This is a genomic window from Streptomyces sp. NPDC104202, assembly GCF_055584185.1.
Window position 1 is genome coordinate 14922 of the sequence record NZ_JBVJMN010000082.1, and the last position, 16878, is coordinate 31799.

A 16878-nucleotide genomic window follows, 5' to 3' on the forward strand; every position below is an offset into this window, starting at 1 on the left:
TGAGGGGGATTCTCCATCATGGCTTCCGCGACGCGGACGCGGCCCGCCGCGGCCACCGCCTCCGCGCCCCCGTCCGCCGGACCCGCCGCCTCGGTCTCGCCGAGGCTCCAGGCGCGTCCCGGACACTTCGGTTCGTTCCGATTGCAACAGCTCGTCCTGGTCGAGGTGGCGGCCGCGCTGCTCGCCGTCGCGTGGGTCGTCGAGCCGATGCTGCTGGTGCCCGCGGGTGTGGTGGCGGTCGTGCTCGTGCTGCTCGCCGTCGTGCGCCGGCACCGGCGTTCGCTGCCCGAGTGGCTGGGCACCTTCCTCGCGCTGCGCGCCCGTTCGCGCCGGGCGGCCTCCTTCACGGTGCCGGCCGGCACCGAGCCGGGGCTCGCGCCGGTCGTCGAGTGCGACCCGGCCCTGCGGACGTACGCGTACAGCGACCGCGACCGCCGTCCGGTCGGGATGATCGGCGACGGCACCTTCCTCACCGCCGTGCTGCGGGTCGAGTCGGAGGGCACGGCGCTGCGCCCGGAGCGCGCGGCGCGACCGCTGCCGGTCGGCCTCGTCCGTGACGTGCTCGACGTGGACGGCATCCGGCTGGAGTCGGCGCAGATCGTGCAGCACACGCAGCCGGCGCCCGCCCCGCACCTGCCTCCGCAGTCGATGGCCGCGCGCAACTACGGGCCGCTCCAGGCGCAGACGGGCTCGCCCGCGGTGCGCATCACCTGGATCGCCCTCAAGCTCGACCCCGAACTGTGCCCGGAGGCGGTCGCCGCGCGCGGCGGCGGCCTGACGGGCGCGCAGAAGTGCGTGGTGCGGGCCGCCGACCAGCTGGCGAGCCGTCTGGCGGGCGCCGGTTTCCGGGCGGACGTGCTCACCGAGCAGGAGCTCACCTCGGCGCTCGCCACCTCGACGTGCGCGAGCCCGATGGCGATCGCGCAGGCGGGCCGCGGGCAGGCGCAGACCCGGCGGACGCAGGAGACGGCGCGGACCTGGCGGGTGGACGACCGGCGGCACACGACGTACTGGGTGGGGCGCTGGCCCCAGTTGGGCGGCCGCGGCGGGGGTTCGGGAGCGTCGATGCCGCAGCTGGTGGCCCTGCTGACCTCGCTGCCCGCGCTCGCGACGACGTTCAGCCTGACGCTGAGCGGCGGGGACCGGCAGGAGGTGACGGTGACCGGGCACGTGCGGATCACCGGGCGCAGCGACGAGGAGCTCGTGGCGGCGCGGCACGAACTGGAGCGCGCGGCGCGCGGGGTGAGGACGGGTCTGGTGCGTCTCGACCGGGAACAGGGGCCGGGCATGCTCGCGACGCTGCCGCTGGGAGGTGCGCGCTGATGTCCCAGTCCTCCTTCGGTACGCAGCCGGGCACCGCGTCCTTCGGCGCGCAGCAGGGCGGCGGGACGTTCGGCGGCCAGCCGGGTTCCGGCGCGTTCGCCGAGCGGCCCGGTGCGGGTTCCACCGGCGGCTCGCCCGTTCCGCGGACGGGGCGGGGGTCCCGGCCCCGGTTCGGCTTCGGGCTCGTCGGGCCCCGCCGCGACCGGCACTCCGTCCCCGTGGACCAGCTGGAGGCGCTGGCCCTGCCGGTCGGCGACGACGGCATGGTGATCGGCGTGGACGCGGAGAACCGGCCCGCCGTGCTCGGCATCAACCGGCCCGTGCCGTACGACGTCACCCTGATCGGCGGTCTGTGGACCGCGCAGGTGCTGGCCCTGCGGGCGGCGGCGACGGGGGCCCGGGTGGCCGTCGAGACCGGGCGCGCGCAGGCGTGGACGGCCCTGGCGCAGGCCGCCGGCGGCGGGCAGCCGTGCATCGCGCTGCACGACGTGGGGCGGGTGCCGCCGCAGGGCGCGTCGGCCGGCAGTCCGGTCGTCGTGATCCGGGACTGCGGCATGCGTCCACCGCGCGGCCGGGTGGTGTCGGCGCCCTGGCAGTCGGTGGTGACGCTGCTCCCCTATCTGAGCCCGGTCGCTCCGCGGCTCCTGGAGAAGTCCTCGCTGGTCGGCGTGCAGCGGGTGTCCCCCGACGAGGCGGCGCAGATCGGCCGGATCATGAGTCTGCCGCGCCACGAGCACGAGGCGCTGTCCACCCTCGCGGACGGGGTGACCCTGTGGTGCACGCAGAACGACCGCCAGTTCGTGATGACGCAGGCGACGGATGCCGAGACCGGATTGTTGGGCGGCGCGCGGCGCATGGACTGAACGGCGGTGGAACGGCGCACAGTCGTTCAAGTACGTCCGTTTTTGCATCGTTTTGACATTGTTTTCAACGGTCGGGGTTCTCACTCTGCGGCGCAGCCGGGTCACTTGGGGGCGTGGCCTGACCGCGGGGACGGGCGAGGAGCGCCCGTCGGGCCTGCCCGGCGGATGCCCGCGCCGATTAGGCTGGAAGGGCCCCGCCCACCACGGCACAAGGGTGCTCGACCACACCAGGAGGCAAAGTGAACGGCGATCGCGACGAGATCCACGGGGGTTGGAATCCGCCCGCCGACGATCAGTCCGACGCGGATGCCGCCGAGATGACGGGTGAGTTCACCATCGACTACACCCCGCCCGCCTGGTACACGCAGAACGCGTCGGGCGGAACGGGGGCGGGCGGTGCCACTCCCCCGCCTCCCGTCGGCGCGCCCCTCTCGGTGCCGGGGCTCCCCCCGGTCGCCGGCCCTCCCGTCCCCGGACCGCCCGTCCCCGGCACCCCCGTCCCCGGACTCCCGGCCGGCGGCGGCTTCGAGCCGGGCTGGAACCAGGCGCCGCCGGCCCCGCCGGTCGCCGTGCCGCCCCCCGCGGCTCCGGTCGTCCCGGCCCCGCCGGCTCCCGCTCCCGCTCCCGTGGCGTCGTACGAGACGCCGTCCTACGAGGCTCCGGTGCCGGCCGCTCCGGCACCGGCGGTTACGGCGCCGGCGCCCGCGGCGCCCGCTCCCGAGCCCGCCGCGCCGTTCGGCGGCGGCGAGGTGGAGAGCGGCGCGACCATGCGCTTCTCCCCCGCCGCGCTCCAGCGCGAGATCACCGAGCGCGCGGCCGAACCGGCCGCCGACGCGGCCACGAGCACGGGCCCCGTACCGTCCCCGGAGCCGGCGGACGCTCCGGGAAGCGTGACGACGGAGCCGATCCCGCTCACCGCAGGAGCGCCGCTGCCCACCGCGGCCGCCGCCGAGGACACGGACGGCGCGTCCGCCCCCTCCGGCGACACGGCGCCCGAGACCGCGGCGGACGCCGCTCCCGGGGCCGAGGCGCAGAGCCCGGCGGGCGCGGCCGAGCACCAGGAACCCGTCGCGGCCGACGCGACCGGGCCGGACCTCACGGACGAGACCCCCGCGGACGCGGCGGCGGACACCTCCGAGACGGGCACGGCCGACGGATCCGAGGCCCTCGACCTCCCCGGTGGCACGGACGACGACAGCCGGCCGGACGCGGAGGCCGTCGTCGCCGCGGAGGCCGTCGTCGTCCCCGAGGCCGTCGTCGCCGCGGAGGCCACGGCGCCCGTGGACGCGCCCGGTGCACCGCGGTCGGCCGACGCGCCGGCGCCCGGCGCCTACCCGATCGCCGCGCCTCGGACCACCGACCCCGCCGCCGCTCCGGCCCCGGCTCCGGGCCCGTTCCCGGCCGGTCCGTACCCGTCGGCCGGGGCTCCGGCGCCGCAGGGCTTCGGGCCCGGTGCCGGCCCGGCGTACCCGAGTGCCTCGTCCCCCGAGGTCCCCTCCCCGTACCCGGCGGGAGCTGCGCCGCAGGGCTTCGGCCCCGACGCGGGCCAGGCGCCGTACCCGGGTGCCGGCCCGCAGCCGGGTGTCGCCGGCGCCGCCCCGGGACCGCTTCCCGGCGAGGGCGGCGCGCCCGGTCCGTACCCCGGTCCGGGCGCGCAGGGCGGGGCCGGCCTGCCGCCGCTGCCGCCGTCGTTCCAGCCCGCCGCTCCGGGGCCCGCGCAGCAGTGGCCCGCGCAGCCGGCGCCGGGTGGTCAGCCCTTCCCCGGCGAGCAGCCCGCCCCGGGGGCGCAGCCGCTCCCGGGCGGACAGCCCGCGCCCGGCGCGCAGCCGCTGCCACAGACCGCCGGGTGGCCCGCCCAGCCCGGTCCCGTCGCGCCCGCCGCCGCGCCCGCTCCCGTGCCGCCGCAGCCGGAGGGGCCGGGCGGGTACGGGTACCCGCAGGCTCCCGCGCCGCAGGGCGGTTACGGCTTCCCGCATCCGGGGACGCCTCCGCAGCAGCCGGGGTACGGCTATCCGCAGCAGCAGCCCGGGGTGCCCGGCGGCGTGCCGCCGCAGGCCCAGGCGCCGGGCGGGTACGGGTACCCGCACCCCGGCGCCGTACCGCCGCAGGCGCCCCAGGCCCCTCAGACCCCTCAGGCGCCGGTGCCGCCGCAGGACGGCGGGCAGGCCGTCGACCCGCGGACGGGGGCCGCCTGGCCCTCGCCGGTGACGCACGACCAGCGGGAGCGGTCCGTGCCGGGCGCCCCGCTCGGGTACAACGCGGCCGTCGAGCTGTCCTCGGACCGCCTGCTGCGGAACAACAAGCAGAAGCCGAAGTCCAGCCGTACGCCGGGCAGCGCCGCCCGGTTCAAGCTCGGCGGCAAGAAGGAGGAGGCGGAGCGGCAGCGCAAGCTGGACCTGATCCGGACGCCGGTCCTCTCCTGCTACCGGATCGCGGTCATCTCGCTCAAGGGCGGCGTCGGCAAGACCACCACGACGACCGCGCTGGGCGCCACGCTGGCGACCGAGCGGCAGGACAAGATCCTGGCGATCGACGCCAACCCGGACGCCGGCACCCTGGGCCGCCGGGTGCGGCGCGAGACCGGGGCGACCATCCGCGACCTGGTGCAGGCGATCCCGTACCTCCACTCGTACATGGACATCCGCCGGTTCACCTCGCAGGCGCCGTCCGGTCTGGAGATCCTCGCCAACGACGTGGACCCGGCCGTCTCGACGACGTTCAACGACGAGGACTACCGGCGCGCGATCGACGTGCTGGGCAAGCAGTACCCGATCATCCTCACCGACTCGGGCACGGGACTGCTGTACAGCGCCATGCGTGGGGTGCTCGACCTCGCCGACCAGCTGATCATCATCTCGACGCCGTCCGTCGACGGCGCGTCCAGCGCGTCGACGACGCTGGACTGGCTCTCCGCGCACGGCTACGCGGACCTGGTGCAGCGCTCGATCACGGTCATCTCCGGGGTCCGCGAGACCGGCAAGATGATCAAGGTCGAGGACATCGTGCAGCACTTCCGGACCCGCTGCCGCGGAGTCGTGGTCGTGCCCTTCGACGAGCACCTGTCGGCCGGCGCCGAGGTCGACCTCGACATGATGCGGCCGAAGACCCGGGAGGCGTACTTCCACCTGTCGGCGATGGTCGCGGAGGACTTCGTCCGGGCGCAGCAGGCACAGGGCCTGTGGACCGGCGACGGCCAGGGGGCGCCGCCCCCGCACATGGCCCCGCCGATGCCGGGCCACCAGGGCCCGGGCCAGCCGATGCCCGGTCAACCGATGCCGGGTCAGCCCTTCCCCGGGCAGCCGATGCCCGGTCAGCCCCTGCCGGGCCAGTACGCGCCACCCGGGCAGCCGGTTCCCGGTCAGCCGTACGCGCCCCAGGCTCCGCAGCCCGGACAGCCGTACCCGCCGCAGCCGGGACAGCCCCACCCGGCGCAGGCGTACCCCCCGGCGGGTCAGCCGGTGCCGGGCCAGCCCTTCCCCGGGCAGTACGCGCCCGGTCCGTACGCGCCCGCCCAGCCCGGCGCGGGGCAGCCGTATCCGGCGCCGGAGGCCCAGCCGTACCCGCAGCAGCCGGGACAGCCGGGGGTTCCGCAGTCCTGGCAGCAGCAGCCTCAGCCGGGGCAGCCGCTGCCTCCCCAGGCGGACCACGAGGCGCCTCCGCAGGCGCCGCCAGCCCCTCAGCAGTAGGGCGTCACAGGAGTAGACCAATGAGGCCCCGTATCGGTTCACCGATACGGGGCCTCTTGGCATTCCCGCAGCCCACAAGGGGTTTGAGGGATCGTTGACGACGGCAGACCACCGCTGATACACCTTCGCTTCACCCATCGTCAGCACAAGATCCACGACAGTCATCCGACGCGAGGACACGTCTCATGGTCATGGTCACGAAGGTTCCGCCCCGCCCAGCGCCTGCCCGAAGAGCCCTCCGCCTGCTGCTCGCCGCCGGGGTCGCCGCGACCTCGCTCGCGGCCGTCCCCGGCACCGCCGGGGCGGAGGACGGGAAGTCCGGTGGCACCACCCTCACGGTGGCCGTCTCGCAGAGCATCGACTCGCTGAGCCCGTTCCTCGCCCAGAAGCTCACCTCGACGAGCATCCACCGCCTGGCGTACGAGTACCTCACCAACTACGACCCCGAGGACGCGCGGACCGTCCCCGGGCTGGCGACGGCCTGGACCCCCTCGGCGGACAAGCTGACGTGGACGTACACGATCCGCAAGGACTCGACCTGGTCCGACGGGAAGCCGGCCACCGCCGAGGACGCCGCCTGGACCTTCAACAAGATGATGACCGACCCGAACGCGGCCACGGCCAACGGCAGCTTCACCGCGAACTTCGCGGAGGTCACCGCCCCCGACGCGCAGACGCTCGTCATCCGGCTGAAGAAGCCGCAGGCGACGATGACGGCGCTCGACGTGCCCATCGTGCCCAAGCACGTCTGGGAGAAGGTCGGGGACTTCTCGAAGTTCAACAACGACAAGCAGTTCCCCATCGTCGGGAACGGCCCGTTCGTCATCACGGACTACAAGGTCGACCAGTACATCAAGCTCAAGCCGAACAAGACGTTCTGGCGGGGCGCGCCCCGGTTCGACGAGCTGGTGTTCAAGTACTACAAGGACGGGGACGCCGCCGTCGCCGCCCTGCAGAAGGGCGAGGTCTCCTTCGTCCCGAACCTGACGCCCGCCCAGGCCGCCGCGCTCGCCACGCAGAAGGACATCAAGGTCAACGACGCCCCCGGCCGCCGCTTCTACGCCCTCGCCACCAACCCGGGCGCGAAGGCCAAGGACGGCAAGACCTTCGGCAACGGCCACCCGGCACTGCTCGACCCGGCCGTGCGCAAGGCGCTCTTCCTCGCCGTCGACCGCACCACCCTCGTCGACAAGGTCTTCCAGGGCCACGCCGTCGAGGGCGAGGGCTACATCCCGCCCCGCTTCGGCTCCTACTTCTGGCAGCCCGGCACGGCGCAGAAGCGGGCCTACGACCCGGCCGCCGCGGAGAAGGCCCTCGACGCGGCGGGTTACCGGAAGAACGCAGCGGGCAAGCGCGTCGGCAAGGACGGCAGGCCGCTGGACTTCCGGATCCTCTGTCACGCCACCGACCCCAACGACAAGGCGGTCGGCAAGTACCTCCAGGAGTGGTGGGGCAAGCTCGGCGTCGGCCTGAAGGTCGAGTGCCTGGACAGCGTCTCGGACCCCTGGGTCAAGGGCGACTACGACCTCGCGTTCGACGGCTGGTCGGTCAACCCCGACCCCGACTACGTGCTGTCGATCCACACCTGCGGCACCCTCCCGGCGACGCCGAAGGACACCGGGGCGACGGACAACTTCATCTGCGACCCCGCGTTCGACGGGCTCTACGCGCAGCAGGCGGTGGAGTACGACGCCGCCAAGCGGGCGGATCTGGTGAAGAGGATGCAGTCCCGGCTGTACGACACGGGGTACATGAACGTCATGGCCTACCCGAACGCCCTGGAGGCGTACCGCACGGACCAGATCAAGTCCATCACGACGATGCCGGCGGCCGCCGGAAACCTCTGGGGCCAGGACGGCTACTGGAGCTGGTGGTCGGCCGTGCCCGCGGCCTCCGCCTCCGGCGACTCCGACGGCGGCGGCTCGTCCGCCGGCGTGATCGTCGGCATCGGCGCGGCGGTGGTCGTCGTGCTCGGTCTCGGCGTCTTCCTCGGCCTGCGCCGCCGCTCCACCGCCGACGACCGCGAGTAGGACGTGACGACGGCCAGCACCGCCGCCGACCCGGCGCGGGCCCAGGAGGCCCGCGCCGCGGACGGCGCGTCCCGCACCGGTTCCTCCCTCGGCTACCTCCGCCACGCGGCGGGGAAGCTGGGCGGCGCGCTCGTCTCGCTCCTCGCCGTGCTCGTCACGAGCTTCTTCCTCTTCCGTGTCATCCCCGGCGACCCGGTGAAGGCGATGACGCACGGCGTCCCCACCTCCGCCGAACAACTCGCCACCCTCCGGCGCCAGTTCGGACTCGATCTGCCGCTGTGGCAGCAGTTCACCGACTACTGCGCCAAGGCGCTGAGCGGCGACCTCGGCACCTCGTTCCAGTTCCGCGCCCCGGTCGGGGACCTGATCGCGGAGAAGCTGCCCGCGACCCTGCTGCTCACCGGCGTCGCCGTGGTGATCTACTCGGCGCTCGGACTGTGGCTCGGCACCCGGTCGGCCTGGCGCCACGGCGGCCTCGGCGACAAGCTGAACACCGGCATCGCGCTGACCCTGTGGTCGGTGCCGTCCTTCTGGCTCGGTCTCCTCCTCATCATCGTCTTCTCGGTCGGCATGGGCCCGGTCCCCGGGCTCTTCCCGACCGGCGGCATGGAGTCGGGGACGGGCGAGACCGGCTTCGCGTACGTCCTCGACGTCGCCCACCACCTGGTCCTGCCGGTGGTGACCCTGGTCGCGGTCGGCTACGCGCAGACGCTGCTGGTGATGCGCTCCTCGCTCCTCGACGAGATGGGCGGCGACTACCTGACGACGGCGCGGGCGAAGGGCCTGCGCGACGACGTGGTCCGGCGCCGGCACGCCGTGCCGAACGCCCTCCTGCCCACGGTCACCATGATCTTCATCAACCTGGGCCATGTGGCGGCCGGTTCGATCCTGGTCGAGACGGTCTTCTCCTGGCCGGGCCTCGGCGGCCTGTTCTACCAGGCACTGAGCGTCCCCGACCTGCCGCTCGTCCAGGGCCTCTTCGTCGTCTTCGCCGGCGCGATGATCCTGATGAACCTGCTGGCCGACCTGCTGTATCCGCTGCTCGATCCCCGGGTGGGCCGATGACCTCGACGGAAACGACGACACCGACGGACGCGCCGCGGCCGGCCGGAGCCCCCTCGACGCGACGCTCGCTCGTGTGGGCGCGCCGCCGGAGCACGGTGGCCCGCTTCTGGAAGCGGTACCGCGCCCACCGCGCCGGCCTCCTCGGCCTGGCCGTCCTCACCCTGATCGCCCTGCTCGCGCTCACCGCTCCCTGGCTCGTCGGCGCGGACGTGCAGTCGGTGACGGAGGCCCCGGGCACCGCCCTGGAGCCGCCGAGCGCCGAGTTCCCGCTCGGCACCGACCAGTTCGGGCGGTCGCTGCTCGGGCTGCTGATCTGGGGGGCGCGCATCTCGCTGCTCGTCGGGCTGCTCGCGGCGACCCTCTCCGTCGCCATCGGCACCCTGGTGGGGATCATCGCCGGGCACTACGGCGGCTGGTTCTCGACCGTCGTCATGCGGATCACCGACTGGTTCCTGGTGATGCCGACGCTGGTCCTGGCGATCGTGCTGGCCACCGTCATGTCCCGGTCGATGTGGACGGTGGTCGTGGCCATCGGCGTCACCTCCTGGCCCACCACCGCCCGCCTGGTGCGGGCCCAGACGATCGCCGTGGAGTCCCGGCCGTACATCGAGCGGGCCACCGCGCTCGGCGGCGGCCACGGGCACGTCATGAGCCGGCACGTGCTGCCGAACGTGATGCCGCTGGTGCTCGCCCAGACCACCCTCGGCATCTCGACCGCCATCCTCACCGAGGCGACCCTCGCCTTCCTCGGGCTCGGCGACCCCACCGTCGTCTCGTGGGGCGGCATGCTCCAGGACGCCCGCGAGGCCGGCGCCGTCTCCTCCGGGCACTGGTGGTACCTCGCCCCGCCCGGCATCGCGATCGCGCTGGTCGCGCTGGCCTTCACGCTCTGCGGCCGGGCCGTCGAGTCCGTGCTCAACCCGAAACTGGGGGTGGGGCGATGAGCCTCCTGGAGGTACGCGGCCTGCGGGTGACGTACGGGGCGGGGGCGGACGCCGTCCCCGCGGTCCGCGGGGTCGACCTGACCCTGGCGGCGGGACGGAAGCTGGGGGTGGCCGGCGAGTCCGGCTGCGGCAAGTCCACCCTGGCGCTCGCTCTGCTGCGGCTGCTGCCGGCCTCGGCGCGGATCGAGGGCGAGGTCCTGCTCGACGGCGAGGACGTCCTCGCCATGAAGTGGGGGCGGCTGCGGGCCGTGCGCTGGGCGGGCGCGTCGATCGTCTTCCAGGGCGCGATGCACTCGCTGAACGCGGTGCACCGGGTCGGCGACCAGATCGCCGAGCCGCTCCTCGTGCACGGCCGGTCCACCCCGGCGGCCGCCCGCCGCCGGGTCGGCGAGCTGCTCGAACACGTCGGCCTGCCCGCCGCGCGCGCCGCCGCCTACCCGCACGAGCTGTCCGGCGGGCAGCGCCAGCGCGTGATGATCGCGATGGCGCTGGCCTGCGACCCGCGGCTGATCGTCGCCGACGAGCCGACGACGGCCCTCGACGTCATGATCCAGGCGCAGATCCTGCGGCTGATCGAGCGGCTCGTCGCCGAGCAGTCCATCAGCCTCCTCATGATCAGCCACGACCTGGCCGTGCTCGCCGACACCTGCGACCGGCTGGCCGTGATGTACGCGGGCCGGGTCGTCGAGGAGGGGCCGGCGCGCGCGGTGTACGAGGCCGCCGCTCACCCCTACGGGCGGGCGCTGTCCTCGGCGTTCCCCCGCATCGGGGACCCCGCGTCCCGGCGCGCGCCGCGCGGCCTGCCCGGCGACCCGCCGGACCCGTCCGACCTGCCCGGCGGCTGCGCCTTCCGGCCGCGCTGCCCCGTGGCGGTCGACGCCTGCGCCGAGGAGGACCAGCACCTGCGGGAGGCCGGCGAGCAGCGCCGGGCCGCCTGCGTACACGTGGGGAGTACGTCATGAGCGACGTCGTGCGCGACGGCACCGCGGAGCGCGCCGGAGCGGTGGACACCAGGGCCCCCGCGGCCCCGCTGCTCTCCGCGCGCGGCCTGCACGTCACCTTCCCCGGCCGCCGCGGCGCCCCGCCCGCGCGCGCCGTGGACGGGGTCGACCTGGACATCGGCACCGGCGAGATCGTCGCCCTCGTCGGGGAGTCCGGCTGCGGCAAGACGACGCTGGCCCGCTCCCTGCTCGGCCTCGTCCGCCCCACCGCCGGGACGGTCTCCTTCGACGGCGGCCCGCTCGCGTACACCGCCGGGGCCCTCAAGTCCTACCGCAGACGGGCGCAGCTGGTCCTCCAGGACCCCAGCGGCTCGCTCAACCCGCGGCACACGGTGTACGACGCGGTCGCCGAGGGGCTGCGGATCCACGGGTACGCGGGGGACGAACGGGCCGCGGTGGCGGGGGCGCTCGCGCGGGCGGGCCTGCGGCCCCCGGAGCGCTTCCTCCTGCGCTATCCGCACGAGCTCTCCGGCGGGCAGCGCCAGCGCGTCGTCATCGCCGGCGCGCTCGTCCTGGAGCCCGAACTGATCGTCGCCGACGAACCGGTGGCGTCCCTCGACGCGTCGGTGCGCGGTGAGATCCTGGCGCTGCTGCTGCGCCTGCGCGACGAACTCGGCCTCTCCGCCCTGGTCGTGACCCACGACCTCGGGCTGGCCTGGAACATCGCCGACCGCGTGGCCGTCATGTACCTGGGCCGCGTCGTGGAGACCGGCACGGTGGAGTCCGTCCTCACCCGCCCGCGACACCCCTACACCCGGGCCCTGCTGTCCGTCCTGCCCGAGTCGACCACCCCGCCCGTCGTCCTGGCCGGCGAGCCGCCCGACCCCTCCCGCATCCCCTCCGGGTGCCGCTTCCACGCCCGCTGCCAGATCCTCGCGTCCGGGCGGGCCGCGGCCGTCGCCCACCTCTGCCGGGAGGAACCCCTGCCGGTCCTGGGCGGCGGCGAGAGCCGGGCGGTGGCCTGCCACTGGGCCGCGGACGAGACGGAGGAGTGAGAGGAGCGGGCCCGGCGGATTCCGCCGGGCCTCCCCGGCACGACGGCCCGGGCCCGGCACCCCGTGGGGTTCCGGGCCCGGGCCGTCGGGTGTCCGGGGGGGGCGGGCCGCCGGTCGCGGCCGTGCCCGTCAGGCGCCGGGGTGCTCCCGGTCGTACGACGCCGTCAGGTCGCGGCAGCGCTCCACGTCGTCGGCCATGGCCCGCAGCAGGTCGTCCAGGGTGTCGAACTTGAGCATGCCGCGCACGTACGCCAGGAAGTCCACGGCCACGTGCAGCCCGTACAGGTCGAGCCCCTCGCGGTCGATCGCGTACGCCTCGACGGTCCGCTCGGTCCCGTCGAACTGCGGGTTGGTACCGACCGAGATGGCCGCCGGCATCCGCTCGCCGTCCGCCGTCAGCCAGCCGGCGTAGACGCCGTCGGCCGGGATCGCGGTGTGCGGCAGGGTCTCGACGTTGGCCGTGGGGAAGCCGAGCTCGCGGCCGCGCTGCGCGCCGCGCACCACGACGCCCTCGACGCGGTGCGGGCGGCCCAGGATCTCGGCCGCGCCCGCGATGTCGCCCTCGGCGACGAGCCGGCGGGTGAGCGTGGAGGAGAAGGGCTGTCCGCCGCCCGCCGCGCCGCTGACGTACAGGTCGATGACCTCGACCTCGTAGTCGTACGTCCCGCCGAGCTCGGCGAGGAACTCCACGTTCCCCGCCGCCCGGTGCCCGAAGCGGAAGTTGGGGCCCTCGATGACGGCCTTGGCGTGCAGCTTGTCGACCAGCACCTTGACGATGAAGTCCGCCGGGGACAGCTGGGAGAACTCGGCGGTGAACGGCAGCACGAGGACCGCGTCGACCCCGAGCTCCCCGATCAGCTCGGCGCGCCGGTGGTGCGGGGCGAGCAGCGGCGGGTGGCTGCCGGGCCGCACGACCTCGGACGGGTGCGGGTCGAAGGTGACGACGACCGTGGGGACGCCGAGCTCGCGGGCGCGCTCGACGGCCCGCCCGATGATCAGCTGGTGTCCGCGGTGCACCCCGTCGTAGGAGCCGATGGTGACGACGCTGCGCCCCCAGTCCTGGGGAATGTCCTCCAAGCCACGCCAGCGCTGCACTGTGACCGCTCCTCGTCCGCCTGTTCGCCGATTACGCCGGTCTAAGACTGCCATGCCCAAGGCCATCGGTTGGCATCGGCATGGAGGTGCCGTGACTCCGCAGGGTCCGGAGGGTGTCCGGGCCGAGCAGCGGCGCCCAGTCGCCGGGCGCACGCGCCGTCCACCCGGCGAGCAGCACGGCCAGCTCCGGCCGCGTGCGGCAGTGCCCGGCCAGGGCCCGGTCGAAGCGCCGCACGCCCTCGTGCGTCCGGGCGCAGAGCAGGCCCACCCGGTGCGTCAGGTCCCGGGTCCGCGGCTCGCTGCGCCGCCCCGCGCCCTCGGCGGCGGCCGCGAGCAGCGCCTCCAGGACCGACAGCTCCCCGGTCTCCGCCTCGTACCGCTCGTGCTCCAGGAGGACGTCGAGCAGTTCGCCCCGCAGATGGCGGGAGGCTCCGGTGCCGGGGGCCGCGAGGACGCCCGCCAGGGCGCGGCGCACCGCCGCCGGACGGCCCCTGATCAGTGCGTTCACCAGCGGGTACAGGACCGCCCTGGCCGCCGGTCCGTCCTCGAAGCGGCGGTCCACGAAGGCGGCCACGTGCTCCGCGTCCTCGGGGTGCCGGCCGGCGTGGTCGCGCACCAGCACCGCGACGCGGCGGGCCAGGGCCGGCGCGTCGACCTCGGCGAGCGCCCGCAGGACCGCGGCCGCGCCCGCTCCGCCGGCCCGCAGCCGCGTCCGCAGCCCGTCGAGCACCTGCTCCGGATGGCTCCCCAGCGCCGCGGCCAGCGCCGCCGCCGGTACCCGTGGCTCGCTCAGCGCGCGGGGCAGGTGCCGGGCCCGCGTGTGCGGGTCCCGCACCAGCAGGCCCAGCGCCGCCCCGTGCAGCGCCCGGTCCCCGGGGCGGGCCAGCAGCGCGAGCGCCGCGTACCGCAGCAGCTCGCGGTCCGCGGACGTGACGGCGTGCTCGGCCACCGGCTGCCCGTACACGGCCGCCGCGACCCGTCGCTCGGGCCGTCCGTCGTCGTGCGCCCAGCGGTCCACCGCCCTGCACATCGCGGACGGCTCGTCCGCGGCGAGCGCGGCGAGCAGCGCCTCGGCCAGCGGGTGCGCCGTCGCCACCAGCGCCTCGCACAGATCGTCGACCGCCGGACCCCGGTGGCGGTGCAGCAGCTCCTGCGCCGCCGTGCCCACCGTCCCGCCCGGCGTCGCGCGCCCGTCGCCGAACCACCGGCACAGCAGCGGCTGCACCCCGCGCGGATCGGCGACGAGCATCTCCGCGACCGCGTCGAGCGCCCGCCCGTGGTCGGCCCCCGCCCCGTCCGGTCCCGCGGGCGGCGGGTCGGCGGGGACCAGCCGCCGCAGCAGGTCGATCCGCTCGGCCTCCGCGAGCGGCAGGCTCCGCCAGAACTCCGGCCCGAAGGCGGCGAGGGCGGGCGGCCGGCCCGGGCGTGCGCCGATCCGGTCGGCGAGGAGCCGGAGGACGGGCAGGTACGGCCGGGGGTCCGGCAGCCGCCGCAGGGTCTCGCCGAGGAGCCGGGCGGCCCACCAGGGGCCGTCCTCCCCGCCGGGCCCCCCGCCCGCCCCGGTGTCCGCGAAGCGGACGAGGGACGCGACGAGTGCCTGGAGCCGCGGGGCGAGTCCCGCCGGGCCCCGCTCGCGGTGGAGCAGCAGCAGGGCCTGGAGCACCGGGCCGATCCGGTGCGGCGGCACCGGCAGCCGCGCCGCCCCGTCCTCCCGCCCCGCGGCGGCGTCCCGCTGCCGGGGCACGCCGGTGCGGGGCGCGTCGGGCGGGGCGGCGGGCGCCGGGCCACCGGCGTCGGCGGGGAGGCAGGAGGCGCCGGACGGGCCGGGCGCGTCGGGGTCCGGGGCGAGGTGGCGGTGGACGAGGGCGTGGAGGGCGGTGTCGAGGTCGAGGTGGGCGGCCTGGACCCAGTCGGCGAGTTCCTCGTGGGCGAAGCGGTAGCCGGAGCCGGCGGGGACGAGGAGGCGTTCGGTGAGGACGGCGGAGGCCCAGCCGTCGCGCCAGGGGAAGAGCTCCTCGAAGGAGGCGCCGTCGAGGAGGCCGTGCCCGGGGCCGAGCGAGCGGCGGGCGGCCTCGTGCAGCCGGCCGGTGACGCGGGCGGCGAGCCGGCGGACGGCGCCGCCGTGCGGGAGGGGGCGGGAGCCGGCGGCGATGCGGACGGCGACGCGCAGGCACATGAGGTCGAGGTGGGCGGTGAAGATCTCCTCGCGGCCGGGGCGCCCGGGCACGTCGCCGGGGAGCGCGGCGCGGACCTCGGCGAGCAGCCGGAGGGCGAGCGGGTGGCGGGCGTCGGCCTCGGCGAGGTCGGTCTCGCGGAGCCCGTACTCCCGGCGTACGGCCTCGGCCTCGGCGGCCGTGTACGGGCCGAGGAGGACGGCCGGGGGCCGGGTGCCGGGCGGGTGCGCGGCCGGCCGGTGCAGGGCGCCGGGCGCGTAGAGGGCGCCGGCCTGTTCCCAGTGCTCCGGGCGGCAGGCGGTGACCAGGCGGACGTGGTGGGCGCGGAGCCAGTGCTCGGTGGCGGCGGTCCAGTCGGCGAGGCGGTGGGCGAGGCGCGGGGGCATCTCCTCGGGGCCGTCGAGGACGACGAGGAGCGGGCGCCCGGCGTCCCGGGCCAGGGCGGCCGCGCGCTCGGGGGTGGCGGTCGAGGTGTCCCCGGCGGCACCGGAGGCGGCGACGATGCGGCCGGCCTGGTGGAGGGCGCGGGCGACGGCGTCGGCGAGGGACCCGTCGTCGGCGCGCAGGTCGGCGCCGCGCAGCCGGACGGTGGGGGCGGGCTCCTCACCCCGGGCGCGCTGGACGCAGAGCGAGGCGAGGGCGGTGGTGCGGCCGGTGCCGGGGGCGCCGACCAGGGCGAGGACGGGCGTGTCCCCGGCGGTGAAGCGGGCGAACTCGCGGACGCAGTCGGGGCGTTCGACCGGTTCCGGCCAGGGGCCGGTCTCGCGGAGCGGCCCGGTGGAGGTGGCGGTGAGCTCCAGGACGGCGGCGAGGTTGAGGTCCGGCCCGTAGGCGGGGACGGTGGCCGCGTTGCGTCGCAGCAGGGCGGTCAGGGGGCCTTCGGGCCGCAGGGGCACCGCGTATCCGGCGGCCTGCCGGTCGCCGTGGAGGGCGGTGCCGAGGACGGCGAGGACGGTGCCGGTGACGGTGTCGAGGACGGGTCCGCCGGCGGCCTGGCCGCCGATCCGGAGCGCTTCGGCGCCCTCGGTGCCGATGGCGAGTTCGAGGGCGTCGTCGAGGGCGTGGAAGCGGTCGGCGGCGCTGTACGTGACGGCGGCGGGGCCGAGGACGCGGGCCTCGCGCCAGCCGTGGGCGGCGATCCGGACGTAGGTGCCGGGTTCGATCGCGGTGCGGGTGGCGAGGGGCAGGGGGCGGACGCCCAGCCCCTCGGTGCGGACCAGGGCCAGGCCGCTCTCGGGCAGGGGGGTGACGGCCTCGGCCCCGGCGTGCCAGCTCCGGTCGCCGGGGGCGTGCAGGACGACATGGCTGAGCCCGTCGACGGCTTCGTGACTGGTGACGACCGTTCCGTGGTGGTCGGCGAGGAATCCGGTGCCGCGCGGCCGGCCCGCCTGATCGCAGATCCGCACCAGCGTCGCCAGGTCCCCGCGTCCCATGGGGACGACGGTAGGCGGCCGGTGATCACGCCCGCGCGCTCGGCGGGAAACGCGCCCCCCGACACTCCCCCGTTCACTCCGAGCGCCTCCCCGATGGGGTGAATTCAGGGGCGCGGACGGACAAGGATGGCCTGGGGGAAAGAGGAGGGGGAACACCGTGGGGGGGGGGGGGGGGGGGGGGGGGGTCCACGGCGGGGGGGGGGGGGGGGGTAGGTGGCGGCGTCCCTCCCCCTAGAAGAAGGGGAGGGTCTGGTTCTTTCTTGCTTTCT

The 16878-nt window shown here is 75.9% G+C and carries 10 protein-coding genes; 8 read left to right on the plus strand and 2 right to left on the minus strand.

Annotated elements, in window-relative coordinates; genetic code table 11:
- Positions 1–18: 18 nt before the first annotated feature.
- The 8 genes from eccE to ACZ60W_RS33975 all read left to right on the plus strand — a co-directional run bounded on the left by eccE (position 19) and on the right by ACZ60W_RS33975 (position 11907).
- Positions 19–1323, plus strand: coding sequence for a type VII secretion protein EccE (gene eccE, locus ACZ60W_RS33940; protein ID WP_469759251.1), 1305 nt, complete (start codon positions 19–21; stop codon positions 1321–1323).
- Positions 1323–2186, plus strand: coding sequence for a hypothetical protein (locus ACZ60W_RS33945; protein WP_469759252.1), 864 nt, complete (start codon positions 1323–1325; stop codon positions 2184–2186). The genes eccE and ACZ60W_RS33945 overlap by 1 nt, the downstream gene beginning before the upstream one ends.
- Positions 2187–2425: 239 nt before the next feature.
- Positions 2426–5872: an SCO5717 family growth-regulating ATPase gene (locus tag ACZ60W_RS33950; protein ID WP_469759253.1), complete on the plus strand. Its 3447-nt coding sequence runs from the start codon at positions 2426–2428 to the stop codon at positions 5870–5872.
- A gap of 191 nt (positions 5873–6063) precedes the next feature.
- A complete protein-coding gene (locus ACZ60W_RS33955) occupies positions 6064–7902 on the plus strand; it encodes an ABC transporter substrate-binding protein (RefSeq protein ID WP_469759260.1) in 1839 nt (612 codons plus the stop codon).
- A 3-nt stretch (positions 7903–7905) separates the two neighbouring features.
- On the plus strand, positions 7906–8967 hold the full coding sequence (locus ACZ60W_RS33960) for an ABC transporter permease (protein ID WP_469759254.1): 1062 nt from the start codon (positions 7906–7908) through the stop codon (positions 8965–8967).
- Positions 8964–9911: an ABC transporter permease gene (locus ACZ60W_RS33965; protein ID WP_469759255.1), complete on the plus strand. Its 948-nt coding sequence runs from the start codon at positions 8964–8966 to the stop codon at positions 9909–9911. Before ACZ60W_RS33960 ends, ACZ60W_RS33965 begins: the two co-directional genes overlap by 4 nt.
- Positions 9908–10873 (plus strand): ABC transporter ATP-binding protein, encoded by a 966-nt coding sequence (locus tag ACZ60W_RS33970; protein WP_469759256.1) that lies wholly within the window; start codon positions 9908–9910, stop codon positions 10871–10873. Before ACZ60W_RS33965 ends, ACZ60W_RS33970 begins: the two co-directional genes overlap by 4 nt.
- Complete coding sequence (locus ACZ60W_RS33975; protein ID WP_469759257.1) at positions 10870–11907, plus strand: ABC transporter ATP-binding protein; 1038 nt, start codon at positions 10870–10872, stop codon at positions 11905–11907. The genes ACZ60W_RS33970 and ACZ60W_RS33975 overlap by 4 nt, the downstream gene beginning before the upstream one ends.
- Positions 11908–12036: 129 nt before the next feature.
- Here the strand turns inward: ACZ60W_RS33975 and ACZ60W_RS33980 are convergent, their stop codons facing one another.
- Together ACZ60W_RS33980 and ACZ60W_RS33985 are read right to left on the minus strand one after the other, a co-directional pair.
- Positions 12037–13002 carry a bifunctional riboflavin kinase/FAD synthetase gene (locus ACZ60W_RS33980; RefSeq protein ID WP_469759258.1) on the minus strand — a complete coding sequence of 322 codons (966 nt, stop codon included), beginning with the start codon at positions 13000–13002 and terminating at the stop codon, positions 12037–12039.
- 31 nt (positions 13003–13033) lie between these two features.
- Positions 13034–16609 carry a trypsin-like peptidase domain-containing protein gene (locus tag ACZ60W_RS33985; protein WP_469759259.1) on the minus strand — a complete coding sequence of 1192 codons (3576 nt, stop codon included), beginning with the start codon at positions 16607–16609 and terminating at the stop codon, positions 13034–13036.
- Positions 16610–16878: the final 269 nt, after the last annotated feature.